Genomic DNA, 16,079 nt, shown 5'->3' on the forward strand with positions numbered 1-16,079 from the left:
AGAGCAATACAGCAAATAAATTAATTTGTATAACAAACCTTACTCTAAATCTAATAGGTAAGAATATCTGTTTACAAATTATTGATAAATGCTGTATAAAACTCAAGTAAATTAATTGATGGAGATTTGAATATGAAACGTATTCTGTTAGGTACATTACTTGCTCTACCATTTGCAATTTCCTCCTTGCCGTCACAGGCATCGGCAGCAGAAATCATTATCAGACCCAATGTTCATCAAGCTGCTATTGTGCATAAACCTATTGTTGCCCGATTTCAACGAAAGTTAATTCCTGCACATTGGGAAACAGTACGACGCGGTAACAGGTGGGTTAAGGTTCGAGTTCCTGCTCGTTATGTAAATGTAAGAGTTTAATATTTAATGGGAATTCGACAAACCTCTTCCTAATTTAAATTTTTTTTTCAAACCTGTCTTTCTCGGCATCAGAGAAGGACAGGTTTTGTGTAGTAAAACATTTTAGAGGTCTTTTTATGAGGCTGATTAGACAGATACTATATGACCCGTCGAACTCACGTTAATATTTAAATAGAGGCTAACAACCTTACTTGATATTCATGTCCGCATAATTTATGATTCCCACAGTGATTTCACCCCACACGCCAGTCTCTCATGGGGGAAACCCCTTGTTCCCGCGCTGGCTCCCCTTAATCCCCTCCCCTTACCAAGGCTACCGTGTACACACAAGTCGAAAAAAGCTCGATTTCCCATTGTTTTCTCGTTTTTCTCGTTCCCATGCAGAGCATGGGAATGGCTGATTAGAGGCTCTGCCTCCAGTTATACATTGAGTCAGAGACTCAATGAATGCATTCCCAGTCGGAGACTCTTAACGAGTCAAGCTAAATCACGCAAGGTTTTTAGGACTTGTGTGTACACCGTAGCCCCAAAGCATCGGGGAGGGGAGACAAAGCGTAGCTCTGTCGGGGTGGGGTGATTCGGGTTTAATAAGTAATCAAGTGGACATGATCTGAGTTGTTGGCCTCTACTAGGTAAAAAATTGTTGCTAAATAAGACTTGCAAAGTAAATGAAAGTATTTAACAGAAGTCAATTCAATTAACATGAATATATATCAAAGTTCTGGGCTTTTTAAAAAACTTCTGATCTTCCTACTGGGAATTACTTTAGTGACAGCCTGCGATTCCATTCAGGCTAAAGAAAAAATCTTGAGTGGTGATAATTATGGAGAATTACATGACCAAGGAAAGTTACGTACTTACTATTTTTACACTCCAAAATCTTATAATCCAGACCGCCCAATGCCATTAGTTTTAGTATTTCATGGAGATGATGGTAGTGGTCGGTCTATCAGTAATGTGACTCGCTTCAATGAGTTAGCAGATCAAAAAGGATTTATTGTTGTTTATCCAGATGGAATTGACCAAAAATGGAGCCTTAGAGGTAACGGTCAAGGAAGGGTGGATGATGTTTTATTTGTCAGTGCTTTGATTGATCATCTTCAACAGCAAATCAATATTGAAAATCATAAAGTTTATGCCACCGGTTTTTCTAGAGGTGGCATACTTACCCAAGCCCTGGCTTGTAAGTTACCTGAGAAAATTGCTGGTTTTGCATCAGTAGCTGGTTCGCTCCCAGTTAGACTCAAATCTAATTGTCAGCCTAAAACTTCCATATCGATGTTAATGATCAACGGTACAAACGATCGCGATGTACTTTATGAAGGTAATGACCACACTCAACGAGGAGCGCTGGTGTCTATCTCAGATATGGTAGACTTCTGGCGATCGCACGATCAATGTACCTCATCAAATGAATCTCCGAAGTTTTCTAAAGATCAAGTGAAAACCGCTCTCTACACAGGTTGCAATGGCAACTCAGAAGTCTGGCAGCTAGCGGTAGTAAATGGTGGACATTTCTGGCCTGGTGGTTCCTCAACTGATGAGAGCGTAAACAAATTCAATGCCAAGTTGAGGCTGAACGCCAGTGAAACAATTTGGAACTTTTTTCAACGTCACAGTTCATAGACCGAAAACTTTTGCGAGTACCTAATTTTTTTAAACACCATTTTGCTTAAACCACGCCAAGAGGTGTTTCCAACCTTCCTTAGCTTCTTTCTCACGGTAGGAAGGGCGATAATCGGCAAAAAATGCGTGGGGTGCATCAGGGTAGACGATGATTTCAGATTTGCTGCTGCTGGACTTTAAGCGATCGCGCATCTGCTCTACTGTATCTAGGGGAATACCTGTGTCCTTCCCACCATAGAGTCCGAGAACGGGGACTGTCAGTTTTGAGGCAATATCGACGGGATACTTGGGCTGAAGTTCGGTAGCATCGCCTACAAGTCGCCCGTACCAGGCCACACCCGCCTTCACCTGGGGATTATGTGCTGCATATAACCAGGTAATGCGCCCACCCCAACAAAAGCCTGTAATTCCCAACTTCGCGCCATTACCTTTAGCTGATTTCTTTGCCCAGTCTACTGTGGCATCGAGATCGGATAGCACCTGGGCATCTGGCACTTTGGCGACAATTGGGCGAATTTCGTCCATGCTGCTTAATTTCGAGACATCGCCTTGACGCACGAATAATTCCGGTGCGATCGCCAAGTATCCCAACCGAGCGAAGCGACGAGTGATATCCTGGATATGCTCGTGTACACCAAAGATTTCCTGGATTACCAGAACAATTGGGAAATTATCACCAGTGGCTGGTGCTGCTCTATAGGCAGGAATTTCGCCATCTTTGACGGGAATTTTTACCGCACCAGCTACTAACCCCTTGGCATCAGTGGTGATGACTTGGGCAGAAATGGGTTGTACTGCGAGGGCGAAACCTGTCGCCACTGTAGCTGTTGCAATAAATTTGCGGCGCGTTATTTCTTTCATCATCTCTACGTTGAATTGCTAAGTTCCCTTATCTTTAGGTTACTGTATGGTCAAATGCGCGGAGGGGTAGGTGTACAAATTTCACACCCGAAAAAAAGTGCTTCTATCTCAACACCAGCAAGCATTTCACCCCACTAATCGCCCAAGTTTAATCCGCGCAATCTCTGAAATGCTTACAGTAAGTAGGTTTCAGCCTTCAACCTTTCTCGACCCTCTTTCCAAACGAATTCTCTAATGCTATGATTACTTTAGATTCGCGCAACCGCACCTTGAAAACTAAATATAGCTTGACTTTCAGGCTCCTGCTATTGCAATTCACTAAAATCCCTATTAGGGATTGAAACTCATCAATCAGGAGTTAAACTACACTTCTACACTATTGCAATTCACTAAAATCCCTATTAGGGATTGAAACTTTATGGTTCCTATTGAGCAAATAAATTTACCTACACATTGCAATTCACTAAAATCCCTATTAGGGATTGAAACCAATCAGTAATAAGTGTGTACAACCTGGGGGCACCAGTGGGGGATGATTGCAATTCACTAAAATCCCTATTAGGGATTGAAACCAATCAGTAATCCTCTGAACTGTATTTCGATTTCAAGATTGCAATTCACTAAAATCCCTATTAGGGATTGAAACGTAACTAGCAGAACTACCGTGCTGGTCTATAAAGATATTGCAATTCACTAAAATCCCTATTAGGGATTGAAACATGTGTCTCTACAGGCTTGGCGAAATTGCATTTGAATTGCAATTCACTAAAATCCCTATTAGGGATTGAAACTATACCGCAGTTCGCGTTGCAGAATGGTCTACCCCAGATTGCAATTCACTAAAATCCCTATTAGGGATTGAAACCACTGAGCTTTTATTGCAGTATCCAAAGTTTCATCGGAATTGCAATTCACTAAAATCCCTATTAGGGATTGAAACAAAAATCGTTCAGATGAGGTTGTAGGTCTTTTAATTATTGCAATTCACTAAAATCCCTATTAGGGATTGAAACGTATTGAAATCGTCCCTCGCCCTCGCACACAGGATTGCAATTCACTAAAATCCCTATTAGGGATTGAAACTGGCCACTTTAAAAGAAAAAAGGATTTTAAAAAAATTGCAATTCACTAAAATCCCTATTAGGGATTGAAACGTGACGACGAGGAATATGACGGCACCATCATCGTTATCAGCGATTGCAATTCACTAAAATCCCTATTAGGGATTGAAACTGGTGCTGTAACTACTAAGTCGAGTAGGTTTCATAAGATTGCAATTCACTAAAATCCCTATTAGGGATTGAAACGTGACATCTAATAAACTCCCTGATTGTATTTTTTATTTCATTGCAATTCACTAAAATCCCTATTAGGGATTGAAACACCAAGTTTTGCGATCGCTCTAAAAAATCCCAATATTGCAATTCACTAAAATCCCTATTAGGGATTGAAACCAGACTGCCATTGATAATACTATTGCTACTATTGGAATTGCAATTCACTAAAATCCCTATTAGGGATTGAAACAAAAAGGACCTTAATTAATGACCAATTTAAATGCTGGCGATTGCAATTCACTAAAATCCCTATTAGGGATTGAAACTAATTGGGGCAAGTTGGCGGGTTGCTCATCATGGATTGCAATTCACTAAAATCCCTATTAGGGATTGAAACAGCGCCAGGATCGCCCCTTGGGTGTCCTCGGCAGAATTGCAATTCACTAAAATCCCTATTAGGGATTGAAACTTGGGATGAAATCGAAACTGCCCCCCAACAAGAAGAGGATTGCAATTCACTAAAATCCCTATTAGGGATTGAAACATTTGTATCACCCGAAACCTTTTTCTAGAAAGGCTTTGAAATTGCAATTCACTAAAATCCCTATTAGGGATTGAAACTAATCCCAACTGCCAAGCCCTCAGCAATAAATTATTGCAATTCACTAAAATCCCTATTAGGGATTGAAACCCGCTAGTCCAGGCGATCGCCCGAACTCGAATTGAATTGCAATTCACTAAAATCCCTATTAGGGATTGAAACTCTTTGCCTTCGGCATTGCGAGGTACGAGCTTGCATTGCAATTCACTAAAATCCCTATTAGGGATTGAAACAGTCTTGACCAACAATAAGAATCAAATTGAAGAGATTGCAATTCACTAAAATCCCTATTAGGGATTGAAACAACCCTAAAGCGGTACCCAGGTTTGCAAAACTTTCATTGCAATTCACTAAAATCCCTATTAGGGATTGAAACTTTATTGGGATAGTAAAAAACAGTCTTGGTTTCGTAAATTGCAATTCACTAAAATCCCTATTAGGGATTGAAACCATGCAACTGTTGCCGATGATTCGCCTCAGATTATTCGCATTGCAATTCACTAAAATCCCTATTAGGGATTGAAACTAAATTACTAGGGGCAGATAACGAGCATAACTTTTATTGCAATTCACTAAAATCCCTATTAGGGATTGAAACCGAGTTGTACACTATCGGCACGATTGCAGATATGATTGCAATTCACTAAAATCCCTATTAAGGATTGAAAGAATCAAGTAAAGTTAGTATCAATACTAGACAAATAGCGATCGCCTTATTTTTCCCGATTTATCCAATCTTCTCCACCAGCTAACTGACTGAGATAATCATCCATAACCGCTGGTAATTCCTTTGATGAATAAGTATATGTTAAAGCTAGTAAACTAGTAGCTTTAATTAAAATCTGGTTTTTATCTAGCATTGCTGACAACTGAGAACGAGTAAATTTACCATTCATTACTTCCTCGCTAGCATCTGCGATCGCATCCTCAATTACTTCTTCTTCTATCAAATTCTCCCATTCGCCTAAATTAATGTAGTAAGATGTTTTATGATCTTTGATATTTAGCTTTTTAATTTCTCGGATGGAATTACGAATAGAATTTGCCCATGAACCAGTTAATCGTTGCTCTACTTGGTTCTTAATCAAATGAATCAGCAGAATGTTTAAATAAGCTTGGATATTTCGTAGAATAGCTTGTTTACTCATGCCCTCTAATTCATCTACAATTGCCAAGGCATCTGCATAACGTCCTTCCAAAATACTTTTTTTGAGGTCTATTAATTCCTGCGTCATCTTTTTTACCGCCTACCTGCCTTCCAATCTTCTCCACCGAATAGCTGAGTTAAAGCTTCAGCCACAACTGCGGGTAACTCCTTAGCTGAATAAGAATAAGTTAGTGCTAAAAAGTTCAAAGCAGTCTGAATTATCTGGTTTCTATCTACCATTTCAGCCAGTTGAAATTCATTATACATTCCATTTATAGCGTTTCCTGATCACATGAGGTACATCATAGCCCCCTCCTCGCTTGCGGGGAGGGGGTTGGGGGTGGGGTTCTTGTACCTCACTTAAGAATAGGATTTTTTATTGTCTTTAAGATTGAGCTTCTTAATTTCTATAAGTGAATTACGAATAGAAGCAACCCAAGAATTTGTTAAGCGCTGCTCTAGTTGATTCTTAATCAAATGAATTAGTAGAATCCTTAAATAAGCTTGGATATTCCGTAGAATAGCTTGTTTACTCATGCCCTCTAATTCATCTACAATTGCCAAGGCATCTGCGTAACGTCCTTCCTGGATACAAGTTCTGAGGTCTATTAATTCCTGTGTCATTTCTATTAACCTCAAAATTCCATTATGCTAATTTCAATATAACAATCACCTCTACTTTATTAATAGCAGGGGTATCTTACCTGCCATTAATAAAGTAGTATTATTCACTTATTCGCCTGTATCACTTGCAAACTACCACCTGCATATAAAGTTGACTTACTCACTTCAAACCCAGTCTGAGTTAACAACCCAGCTAAATCAGTTTTCAGCAATTTCCAAGCTGTTTCCGTCTCAAACAACCACAAAAATACCGATACCCCAGGCCAAAATATCGGATTTGTCGGAGCGTGAAAATCCACCAGCGTAAATACCCCTCCTGGCTTCAGCACCCGATAAACTTCATTAATAATTTTTCGTAATTGCTGAGGCTGCATCTCGTGTAATGCAACGCTGGTATGTACCACATCAAATAGATTATCTGCAAATGGCATCTCCTCGGCAAAAGCTTCTAAATAAGAAGCTTCCGGTACATTTAGCCGCGCCCGTTGCAAAGACTTAGGTGAAGCGTCCAATCCTGTTACATTTTGTGAATTTTTTACTAAAAACTCTGTAGTTTGTCCACTACCACAACATAAATCTAAAACCTGAGTATCTGAGTGAATTGTTAAGCCTTGCAAAGCAAGTTGCCGAAAACGGGTTTCACCACCTACACTTAAGGCTGCTAAACGAGAGATACCATCATACAACCACTGATAGCGGTAACTCCAATCCCTTAAAATTGTTGCCATTGCATATTTCCTTGCTATTAAGCTTTATATTTAATAAAGATATATTGTTAACATTAGTAAAAAACCTGAAAAGATTGGGGGAAAGTAACTGCTATGGGTCGTGTAGGCGTCTTATTACTCAATCTCGGTGGCCCTGATAAGCTAGAAGATGTCGGGCCGTTTTTGTACAATCTATTTTCCGATCCGGAAATTATTCGCCTACCATTTCGCTGGTTGCAAAAGCCCCTAGCCTGGTTTATTGCCACGCGGCGAACCAGAACATCTCAAGCAAATTATAAGCAAATCGGTGGTGGTTCCCCACTGCGGCGGATCACAGAAGCCCAAGGGGAAGCTTTAAAAGAACAGTTGGGTTATTTGGGACAAGAAGTTAATATTTACGTGGGAATGCGTTATTGGCATCCCTATACAGAAGAGGCGATCGCACAGATTACCCAAGATAATGTAGAACACCTGGTAATATTACCACTATATCCCCAGTTTTCTATCAGTACCAGTGGTTCCAGCTTTCGGCTTTTAGAAAAGCTTTGGCAAGAAGATCCAAAACTTCAACCGATTGATTACACCGTCATTCCTTCTTGGTACAAACAACCAGGCTACCTGCAAGCAATGGCGGAACTCATAGCCCAAGAACTTGAGCAGTTTCCTAACCCGGATGAGGTTCATATATTCTTCAGCGCTCACGGCGTTCCCAAAAGCTACGTTGAAGAAGCAGGCGACCCTTACCAGCAAGAAATTGAAGAATGTACTGCCCTGATTATACAAACTCTCAATCGACCCAATGTCCACACCTTAGCTTACCAAAGTCGTGTCGGCCCAGTAGAATGGCTCCAACCCTATACTGAAGATGCCCTCAAAGAACTAGGCGCAGAAGGCGTGAAAGATTTGGTTGTCGTGCCAATCAGTTTTGTCTCAGAGCATATCGAGACACTACAAGAAATTGATATTGAGTATCGAGAAGTAGCCGAAGAAGCAGGAATTCACAACTTCCGCCGCGTACCTGCTCCCAATACCCATCCAGTATTTATTAATGCACTAGCCCAATTAGTAATTGATGCGCTAAGAAACCCTAGTTTCAAGCTTTCGCAAGCCGCCCAAATGAAAAAGATGGTAAAGATGTACCCTCAAGAGCGTTGGGAATGGGGTCTGACGACTAGTGCTGAAGTATGGAATGGTCGGATTGCCATGCTGGGTTTTATTGCCTTAATCATAGAACTGATTACCGGTCACGGCTTCTTGCACATGATTGGGCTTTTGCAGTAAAGGGGATTGGGCATTGGGCATTGGGCATTGGAAAATTCTTCCTCTTCCTTTGTCCCCGCGTTCCCGTAACGTCTCCGTTAAAGAAGCCTGAACTTTAGACTTCTCTGCTTGCCCCATGCCCCATACCCTATACCCGACGCTTTATCCCCTTGTGATACCAGTCATACCACTGCTTTGCACTACGAACTGCAAACCAGAGCAGTATTAAAGCAATTAATCCTCCTTGCCAGGGAGCATCAAAGGCAAAAAGTACTAGAGCAACGCACAAGGTATCTTGAAGAAAGACTGCCCACAAAGGTAAGCCACGTAACCGATAGAACCAACCAACTTGGACTAGCTGGAGTACCAAAGCTAACAAACCTCCAATTATGGCAGTCAGCCAGTTTGGTGTTGCGGTTGCGGTTGCTACTCCTAACCCCATAATTGCGCCCACCACGGGAGACATGAATAACTGAACTAGTTGGAGCGATCTTTGCCCCCATAGTTTTTTTGAGAAAAATAATTCAATTAATGACCAACTGGTGAGGCAACCTAATAATATTGGTGGAGAAATGTGAGATAAAATTGGAACTTGTGACCATAAGTTACTACCCTGCAATAATCCAATAATCAGCAAAGGTATGCCTATTCTCATTCCTGCTGCCGCAGAGGCAGAAAGTGTGGCTAGGATTTCAATCATTAAGGCACTCGTAGCACTAATAAATAAGTAAGTATTTGTTATGTATACTACCCAGTGCTGGCAATAATTCCAGCATCAAACAGATTGCAATATTAAATTTTGTTGGTTTCTTTATATATCTTTTTTGGTAATATCTGCGTATCTTTTGGGTAATCAGGTTTGTAGTAAGCGCTTAAGCGCTCACTACAAGCAAATTAATCCTAAATACCCAATCGTTGGTAAACTTCTTCTAAATGTTGCAGATGTTGCTGGGGGTCGAAACAAACCTCTAGTTCTGCTGGAGACAACTTTTGGGTAACACGGGCGTCTTTGCTAATCAAGTCCTGGAAGTTGCCTTCTGGCTTGTTCCAAGCGGCGTGAGCGCTTTCTTGGACGATCGCATAAGCCTCTTCTCGGCTGCTTCCCTTGTCTATCAAAGCCAGTAGCACTTTTTGGCTGAACACAACGCCGCCGTAACAGTTGAGATTCCGTTCCATGTTCTCAGGATAGACCAACAGGTTTTTCACCAAATCGGTTATTTCTATTAACATAAAATGTGTCAAAGTGCAAGCATCTGGCAAAATTACCCGTTCTACAGAACTGTGGGAAATGTCCCGTTCATGCCATAAAGCAACGTTTTCTAAAGCTGCACCGGCATGACTTCTGACGAGTCGCGCCATTCCCGTCAGTCGTTCTGAACGGATGGGGTTGCGCTTGTGTGGCATTGCCGAGGAGCCTTTTTGACCTTTGGCGAAAAATTCTTCAACTTCGAGAACGTCTGTTTTTTGCAGATTGCGAATTTCTACAGCAAAGCGTTCGATGGATGCGGCTACCAAAGCTAATTGTTGCACATAGTCAGCGTGGCGATCGCGGGAAATAACTTGGGTTGAGGCCGTATCGGGTTGGAGTCCGAGTTTTTGGCAAGCGATCGCTTCTATACGCGGTTCAACATTGGCATAAGTTCCAACTGCACCAGAAATCTTACCCACAGCGATCGTTTGGCGGAGTATTCTCAGGCGTTCTTGGTGTCGCAACACTTCTGCTAACCAGCCAGCTAATTTGAAACCAAAAGTAATCGGTTCCGCGTGAATACCATGCGATCGCCCAGCCATCACTGTATGACGATGTTCCCGTGCTTTTTGGCGAATTACCTGAATCAAATCTTCTAAACGTTGCAACAATATATCCAAACTGCCAACTAATTGCAGTGCTAAAGCCGTATCCAAAACATCCGAACTAGTTAAACCCAGGTGAATATAGCGTCCGGCATCACCAACATATTCATTGACATTTGTCAAGAAGGCAATGACATCATGGCGGACTACAGCCTCAATTTCCAGCACCCGCTTCGGGTCAAAATCTGCCTTGGCTTTAATTTCCTCAACCGCCTCAGATGGAATGTAACCAAGTTCAGCTTGAGCCTCACAAACAGCAATTTCGACTTGCAGCCAAGTTTTTAGTTTATAGGCTTCACTCCACAGATTAGCCATTTCCGGTAAAGTATAACGCTCAATCACAGTTAGGCACAGAATACAACCGTCATATTTTACAGTTTAATTAATGTAGATCACTTTTTAACGCTACTTTTTGCTCTGGGGCGGAACTAGTTTTTGAATCTGAAGTAATGATACTAATCGTGCCGTCAGCCTCTATATACGCCAATTTAACATCAGCTAAAAATTCTACACCTTGCTGGCGTAACTTGCTCATCAACTCATCATCTGTAATTAACTCTCGTTGCAGATGGCGTTCAATCATCCGACCATTTTTTACCAGTAGCAGCGGTGGCGGATTTAGGAAACGTTGGAACTGGGGAAGTTTGTAACTCAACCAGTTCAGCAAGTAACTCCAAAAAATCACTGTTCCGACCAGGATTGCGCCTTCAGTAATCGATGTATAATTACTCGCCATAGCATTTTGGGCAGCTTCAGCAAATAGCACAACTACGAGTAAATCAGTAATTCCTAGTGTTCCTAGTTGTCGGCTAGGAAGCAGGCGTAACACTGAGAACAGCGCTAAATAAACCAGCGAACCACGGATAATTAACTCAAAGATGCTGATGCTAGGAACAAAGATTGCTTGCCAATTGATAAAAAACCATTTTTCCATTAGCACTGATTTTCTTCCTTTTTCAATAGACTTCTGGAAAAAATCCAGTATCAGGTTATTTATCTGTGGGCTTATTTCATAAAACTGACTTTTATTAGAGGTTAAATACTTCAACATCTATCAGAGTTACAAACGTATAATCTCAGTATTTAGGGATTAAAATCGCTGATTTTTTCTTCTCTGTTTTAAGCGCTTGGGCTTCTTGAAAGACTGGAACAAGCGATTCATAAAGCTAGAAGGAGGCTTTTTCTTAGTGGACGATTGCCCCGTTGGAGCCGTGCCATTATGTTCCGTGTTATCAGATAAAGGTATAGCATGTTTAGATGGGGTTATGCCACTACCGTACCTTCTGGCATAAACTTGGGTAAACTCCGCACCGAAGAAAAGAATCTGTGCGGCATAGTTAACCCAAGCTAAGATTACCACTAGTGAACCAGCTGCACCATAAGCTGAACCAAAACTGCCATTACCTAAATATTGTCCTAACAAAAATCTACCGATAGAAAACAAAAAGGAGGTGAGCATAGCTCCAATTAAAACATCACTCCAACCAATTTTGACATCTGGTAGTACTTTAAAAATGAGTCCGAACAGGAAAGTAGTGATGGTAAAAGAGAGGATGAAATTGAGAATTTGCCAGAGGAAATCGACACCTGGCAGCAAGTTACTAAAGTATGTTACTAATGCTGCTAATGCCGTACTAATTACCAGAGAAACTAAAAGTAAAAACCCAATGCCGATCACCATTGCAAAGGACAAAACGCGTAGGCGAATAATGTTAGTTACACCGCGTCCGGGTTTCGGTTTAACTTCCCAAATGGTGTTGAGGGAATCTTGCAACTCAGTAAATAAACCAGTAGCACCTAAGAGCAAAACTACAACACTAATAATAGAAGCGATCGCTCCTGTTTTTGGTTTGTTAGCATTCTGAATGGCTGTTTGAATAAATTCTGCCCCATCTGGGCCGACTAAACCTTGAATTTGTCCAACGATTTGCCCTCTCGCCGCCTCTTCTCCAAAGACTGCGCCTGCGATCGCAATTACAATAATTAGCAATGGTGCAATCGAAAAAATCGTGTAATAAGCTAACGCCGCCGCTAACCGTGAGGCTTTATCCTCACTCCATTCTTTGAATGTCTCTTGTAATAACTTCCAAATTGCTTGCAAATTCATCCAATCAGTCTCCTTCTAGGGAATGTTGCTTAGTCCCTGATATATTGGATACTGATTTACTGAATAGAGGCATCCTCCCAAGGGAGTTTGTGCAGCGTTCTAGAGGAGGAATTTAGAATTTTATAGTCACAATGCGATGTCTAGGACGGGCTACGCCATTATCGCCAATTGGCGATAATAAAAATGCGCTGATGTTGATCATATAGCAAAGCAATTTTTACTTAGAAGCAAGTCTACTGCATTCTATCGATTGTGCGATATTGAATTGCTTCCGCCAGATGATTGGTTTTTAACTCATCGTCTCCCGCTAAATCTGCAATAGTTCGTGCGACTTTGAGAACGCGATCGCTTGCTCTTGCGGATAAACCTAATTTTCTAATTGCTACTTCTAATAAATTGCGGCTAGCATCATCTAACTTGCACCATGTCTGAAGATGACGACTTTGCATCTGGGCATTACAACGCAGATTTGTTTCTCCTTGGAAACGGGTAATTGCGCGATCGCTTGCTTGTTGCACCCGTTCCCGCACTGATGTTGATGCTTCTCCGGTAGGTTGTTGGGTAATTTCTTCTGGTTTCAAGCGATTCACTGCAACTTGCAAATCAATTCGATCCATCAACGGCCCAGAAAGTTTTGCCCAATATTGCTCGCGTTGGCGGGGAGAACAAGTACATTGTTGAATAGTATCGCCATAGTAACCGCAAGGACAAGGATTAGTACTCGCCACTAAAGTAAACTGCGCCGGAAACGTTACCGATAGTTTGGTGCGGGAAATTGTGACGTAGCCATCTTCTAGAGGTTGACGCAGAAATTCCAGCACATCTCGTTTAAATTCTGTCAACTCATCCAAAAAAAGTACCCCTCTGTGAGATAATGAAATTTCTCCAGGACGAGGGAAGCTACCACCACCCACAAGAGAAGGCCCGGATGCCGAGTGGTGGGGACTGCGAAAAGGGCGATCGCGTACCAATGAACCACGGTTTTTCAATAAACCAGCTACCGAATGAATGCGAGTTACTTCCAAAGATTCGGCAAAGCTCAAAGGCGGTAAAATTCCCGGTAAACGCCGTGCTAGCATGGTTTTGCCACTACCAGGCGGCCCGACAAAAATTAGATTATGCCCACCAGCCGCAGCAATTTCTAAAGCCCGACGTCCATGAGCCTGTCCTTTAACATCATGCAAATCTGCGCCAGGGTAGGATAGTGTTGTTATCTCCGTTATAGTATCCATCTGCACAGGTTTGTAACGCCCCGGATTATTTAAAAAATCCACCACCTCAGACAGATGTTTGCAACCGTAAACAGCCAAGCCTTCAACCACTGCCGCTTCTTGGGCATTATCAGCAGGGAGAACTAAACCGGCAATTCCCATCTTTTGGGCTGCTGCTGCGATCGGTAATACACCAGCCACCGGACGCAAACTGCCATCCAGAGAGACTTCACCCAAAAATAGATAATCCCCCAACAAATCAGCGCTAACTTGCTCAGAAGCCGCCAAAATTCCCACACTAATAGGCAAATCGAAACAGGGGCCTTCTTTACGTAAATCTGCCGGAGTTAAATTAATTACTATTTTTCGCATCGGAAAGGCAAAGCCAGCATTTTTCAAAGTTGCTTTGACTCTTTCTCTTGACTCTTGAATCGCTGAATCTGGCAGTCCCAAGACAACAATTCCCGGTAATCCCCCTGATACATCGACTTCCACGCCTACTTTGACGGCATCGATGCCCACAATTGATGCACTCCAGACTCTGGCAAGCATTGCTTATATAACAGTAAACCAATAGACATCTCTAGCAGATCGGTTGGTAAATTGGCATTAGTGAAACCACATAGACGATTTCTCGTTGCCATGCGCCCCTACTGTCTAATCGATTTTTCGATGCTGAAACTTGATCTTTTTGTTACCGCCAATGTTGGGGTATTTTCAGATTTTCCGGTAGGATTGTTGTGCGATCGCCAATTGCCTGTTCAATCTGCTGTAGTTCTAGGTTTTCCGCTCCGCTCAAGTTTGCTCTACAAAGGTTAGCTTCTTGGAGATTAGCTTCTTCTAGGTTAGCTGTACTCAGTAATGCACTTTCTAGATTAGCTCCAGCAAGTTTTGCCCTTTGTAAGTTACTGCCAATCAGGTTTGCATCTTGGAGATTGCTACCCTCGAAGTTGACTTCTTCCAAGTTGGCATCACAAAGGATTGCTCCTTCCAAGTTGGCATCACAAAGGATTGCCCCTTCCAAGTTGGCATCACAAAGGATTGCCCCTTCCAAGTTGGCATCATAAAGGATTGCTTGCGAAAGGTTCGCTTTTCTAAGGACTACGCCTTGGAGATTGGCTTCTGGGAGGATTGCTTTTTGCAGGTTGGCTTCATAGAGAATTGATCCACAAAGATAGGTTACTGATAAGTCTGCTTCAGAGAGGTTTACTCGTGTAAAATTGACCCATTGCAAGTTAGCCCCGACAAGGATTGCTCTAGAGAGGTTAGCTTCGGTTAAGTCTGCATTGCTGAGGTCTGTATTGCGTAAATCGAGTTTCTGATTGACTGAATCTTTAGATGAATCGCGTCTTCCAATCACAGTTAAGGCTGTTTGAATATCTGTAGGAAGTTTTGATGATTGCCGTGACTCCTCCTCATATTCCTGATTCACTGGGGCATTCTCACGGATAAAAGCAGCGAGGATTTCCATGATTGTCCAATGATCTTTTGGAGAATCCTTGGCAATTCGTTCTAAAGCATAAATGGCGGCAAATCGCGTTTCAATCTTTTCATTTCCCAGTTGTTCAATTGCTTTAGAAAAGCGTTCGGGAACATTTTGTTGTGGAGTTAGTTGTCTGTGATTGATACTATTTACAATATTATTATCCCAATCTAGTGTTCCAGCAAGGAGTTGCGTCAACAGGCTCTGATTCTCATCCAGAGAGAGTCTGGAAGTATAGTAAGCATTAATAATTAATGCCAATCCCCCAATAATTATGGCAAGAGTTGTTAATGCTTGGGTGATGTATTCAATTTTTTCTGGAGTTGAAAATCCTTGAATGTTTTCAAAAAACGAGAAAATTAGAGTGAATGATAAAATAAATATAACTGAGATAAATACCAACAAAGTCGTGAGTCCATTTGCCTTTATGAAAGACATGTCATAAGTCTTCATATCTGACTCCTTACGGAAATAAATTTAGGTTGATTCTAAGAGTATCCGTAAAGTTATGATAGAGTACAAACACGGATAAAATTGACGAGCTATTAAATCTACTACATAAGAATTATCTATATATAGCAATCCTGAATCATTCGCGCTCAACAAGATCCTTGAGTTTTTAGCGAAGTCAGGGATCTGCTCGTTCACCAATAATTAAACATCTGAGGAAATTAAATATGCGTTATCCAGAATCCTTGTAGAGACGTAGCACTACTACGGCTCTACATTCTTTTTCACTCCAATCTCTTTTAATCTTTGATATCATGTCCGCTTAATAACTTACGATAGTCGTTGCGAACGAAGTGAAGCAATCACAAGGGTTCGGAGATTGCTTCACTTCGTTCGCAATGACAACTAATCAGCCGGACATGATATGACAAGATAATAAACCTGTTATATTACAGATATTTTCAGGTAAATAGACCACGCGGTAGGGGCACAGCAT

Annotated in this window: 12 protein-coding genes, 1 pseudogene and 1 CRISPR repeat array; of the genes and pseudogenes, 3 read left to right on the plus strand and 10 right to left on the minus strand. The window is 41.6% G+C overall.

Going from position 1 to position 16,079, the window contains the following annotated elements; translation table 11 throughout:
* Window positions 1-132 precede the first annotated feature (132 nt).
* Both V7K62_RS06310 and V7K62_RS06315 read left to right on the plus strand, forming a co-directional pair.
* Window positions 133-375 carry a hypothetical protein gene (locus tag V7K62_RS06310; RefSeq protein ID WP_334862773.1) on the plus strand — a complete coding sequence of 81 codons (243 nt, stop codon included), beginning with the start codon at window positions 133-135 and terminating at the stop codon, window positions 373-375.
* A 702-nt stretch (window positions 376-1,077) separates the two neighbouring features.
* Window positions 1,078-2,001, plus strand: coding sequence for an extracellular catalytic domain type 1 short-chain-length polyhydroxyalkanoate depolymerase (locus V7K62_RS06315; RefSeq protein ID WP_334862774.1), 924 nt, complete (start codon window positions 1,078-1,080; stop codon window positions 1,999-2,001).
* Window positions 2,002-2,031: 30 nt separating this feature from the next.
* Here the strand turns inward: V7K62_RS06315 and V7K62_RS06320 are convergent, their stop codons facing one another.
* The 4 genes and pseudogenes from V7K62_RS06320 to V7K62_RS06335 all read right to left on the minus strand — a co-directional run bounded on the left by V7K62_RS06320 (window position 2,032) and on the right by V7K62_RS06335 (window position 7,239).
* Window positions 2,032-2,862 (minus strand): dienelactone hydrolase family protein, encoded by an 831-nt coding sequence (locus V7K62_RS06320; protein WP_334862937.1) that lies wholly within the window; start codon window positions 2,860-2,862, stop codon window positions 2,032-2,034.
* Between the two features lie 307 nt (window positions 2,863-3,169).
* Window positions 3,170-5,409: direct repeats of the CRISPR family, unit length 37 nt; unit sequence ATTGCAATTCACTAAAATCCCTATTAGGGATTGAAAC.
* A 44-nt stretch (window positions 5,410-5,453) separates the two neighbouring features.
* The gene (locus V7K62_RS06325) at window positions 5,454-5,975 is read right to left on the minus strand and encodes a hypothetical protein (RefSeq protein WP_334862776.1); all 522 of its coding nucleotides are present in this window, start codon (window positions 5,973-5,975) and stop codon (window positions 5,454-5,456) included.
* Window positions 5,976-5,980: 5 nt separating this feature from the next.
* Window positions 5,981-6,511: pseudogene (locus V7K62_RS06330) on the minus strand (DUF29 family protein).
* 104 nt (window positions 6,512-6,615) lie between these two features.
* Window positions 6,616-7,239 (minus strand): class I SAM-dependent methyltransferase, encoded by a 624-nt coding sequence (locus V7K62_RS06335; RefSeq protein WP_334862778.1) that lies wholly within the window; start codon window positions 7,237-7,239, stop codon window positions 6,616-6,618.
* 93 nt (window positions 7,240-7,332) lie between these two features.
* Here V7K62_RS06335 and hemH point away from each other — a divergent pair, with 93 nt between their 5' ends.
* Window positions 7,333-8,499 (plus strand): ferrochelatase, encoded by a 1,167-nt coding sequence (gene hemH / locus V7K62_RS06340; RefSeq protein ID WP_334862780.1) that lies wholly within the window; start codon window positions 7,333-7,335, stop codon window positions 8,497-8,499.
* Window positions 8,500-8,626: 127 nt separating this feature from the next.
* On the opposite strand, the gene V7K62_RS06345 is transcribed toward hemH, so the two are convergent.
* The 6 genes from V7K62_RS06345 to V7K62_RS06370 form a co-directional block, all read right to left on the minus strand.
* The gene (locus V7K62_RS06345) at window positions 8,627-9,178 is read right to left on the minus strand and encodes a DUF4126 domain-containing protein (RefSeq protein WP_334862782.1); all 552 of its coding nucleotides are present in this window, start codon (window positions 9,176-9,178) and stop codon (window positions 8,627-8,629) included.
* Window positions 9,179-9,378: 200 nt separating this feature from the next.
* Window positions 9,379-10,674, minus strand: coding sequence for an adenylosuccinate lyase (purB, locus tag V7K62_RS06350; protein WP_334862784.1), 1,296 nt, complete (start codon window positions 10,672-10,674; stop codon window positions 9,379-9,381).
* Window positions 10,675-10,714: 40 nt separating this feature from the next.
* Window positions 10,715-11,266 carry a DUF421 domain-containing protein gene (locus V7K62_RS06355; protein ID WP_334862786.1) on the minus strand — a complete coding sequence of 184 codons (552 nt, stop codon included), beginning with the start codon at window positions 11,264-11,266 and terminating at the stop codon, window positions 10,715-10,717.
* 156 nt (window positions 11,267-11,422) lie between these two features.
* Window positions 11,423-12,439 (minus strand): YihY/virulence factor BrkB family protein, encoded by a 1,017-nt coding sequence (locus tag V7K62_RS06360; protein WP_334862788.1) that lies wholly within the window; start codon window positions 12,437-12,439, stop codon window positions 11,423-11,425.
* A gap of 233 nt (window positions 12,440-12,672) precedes the next feature.
* Window positions 12,673-14,202 carry a YifB family Mg chelatase-like AAA ATPase gene (locus V7K62_RS06365; RefSeq protein WP_334862790.1) on the minus strand — a complete coding sequence of 510 codons (1,530 nt, stop codon included), beginning with the start codon at window positions 14,200-14,202 and terminating at the stop codon, window positions 12,673-12,675.
* Window positions 14,203-14,344: 142 nt separating this feature from the next.
* Entirely contained in the window at window positions 14,345-15,571 is a 1,227-nt protein-coding gene (locus tag V7K62_RS06370; RefSeq protein ID WP_334862792.1) for a pentapeptide repeat-containing protein, read from the minus strand.
* Window positions 15,572-16,079: the final 508 nt, after the last annotated feature.

The sequence above is a fragment of the Nostoc sp. genome, from assembly GCF_036917935.1.
In the GTDB taxonomy this organism is placed as follows: domain Bacteria; phylum Cyanobacteriota; class Cyanobacteriia; order Cyanobacteriales; family Nostocaceae; genus Nostoc.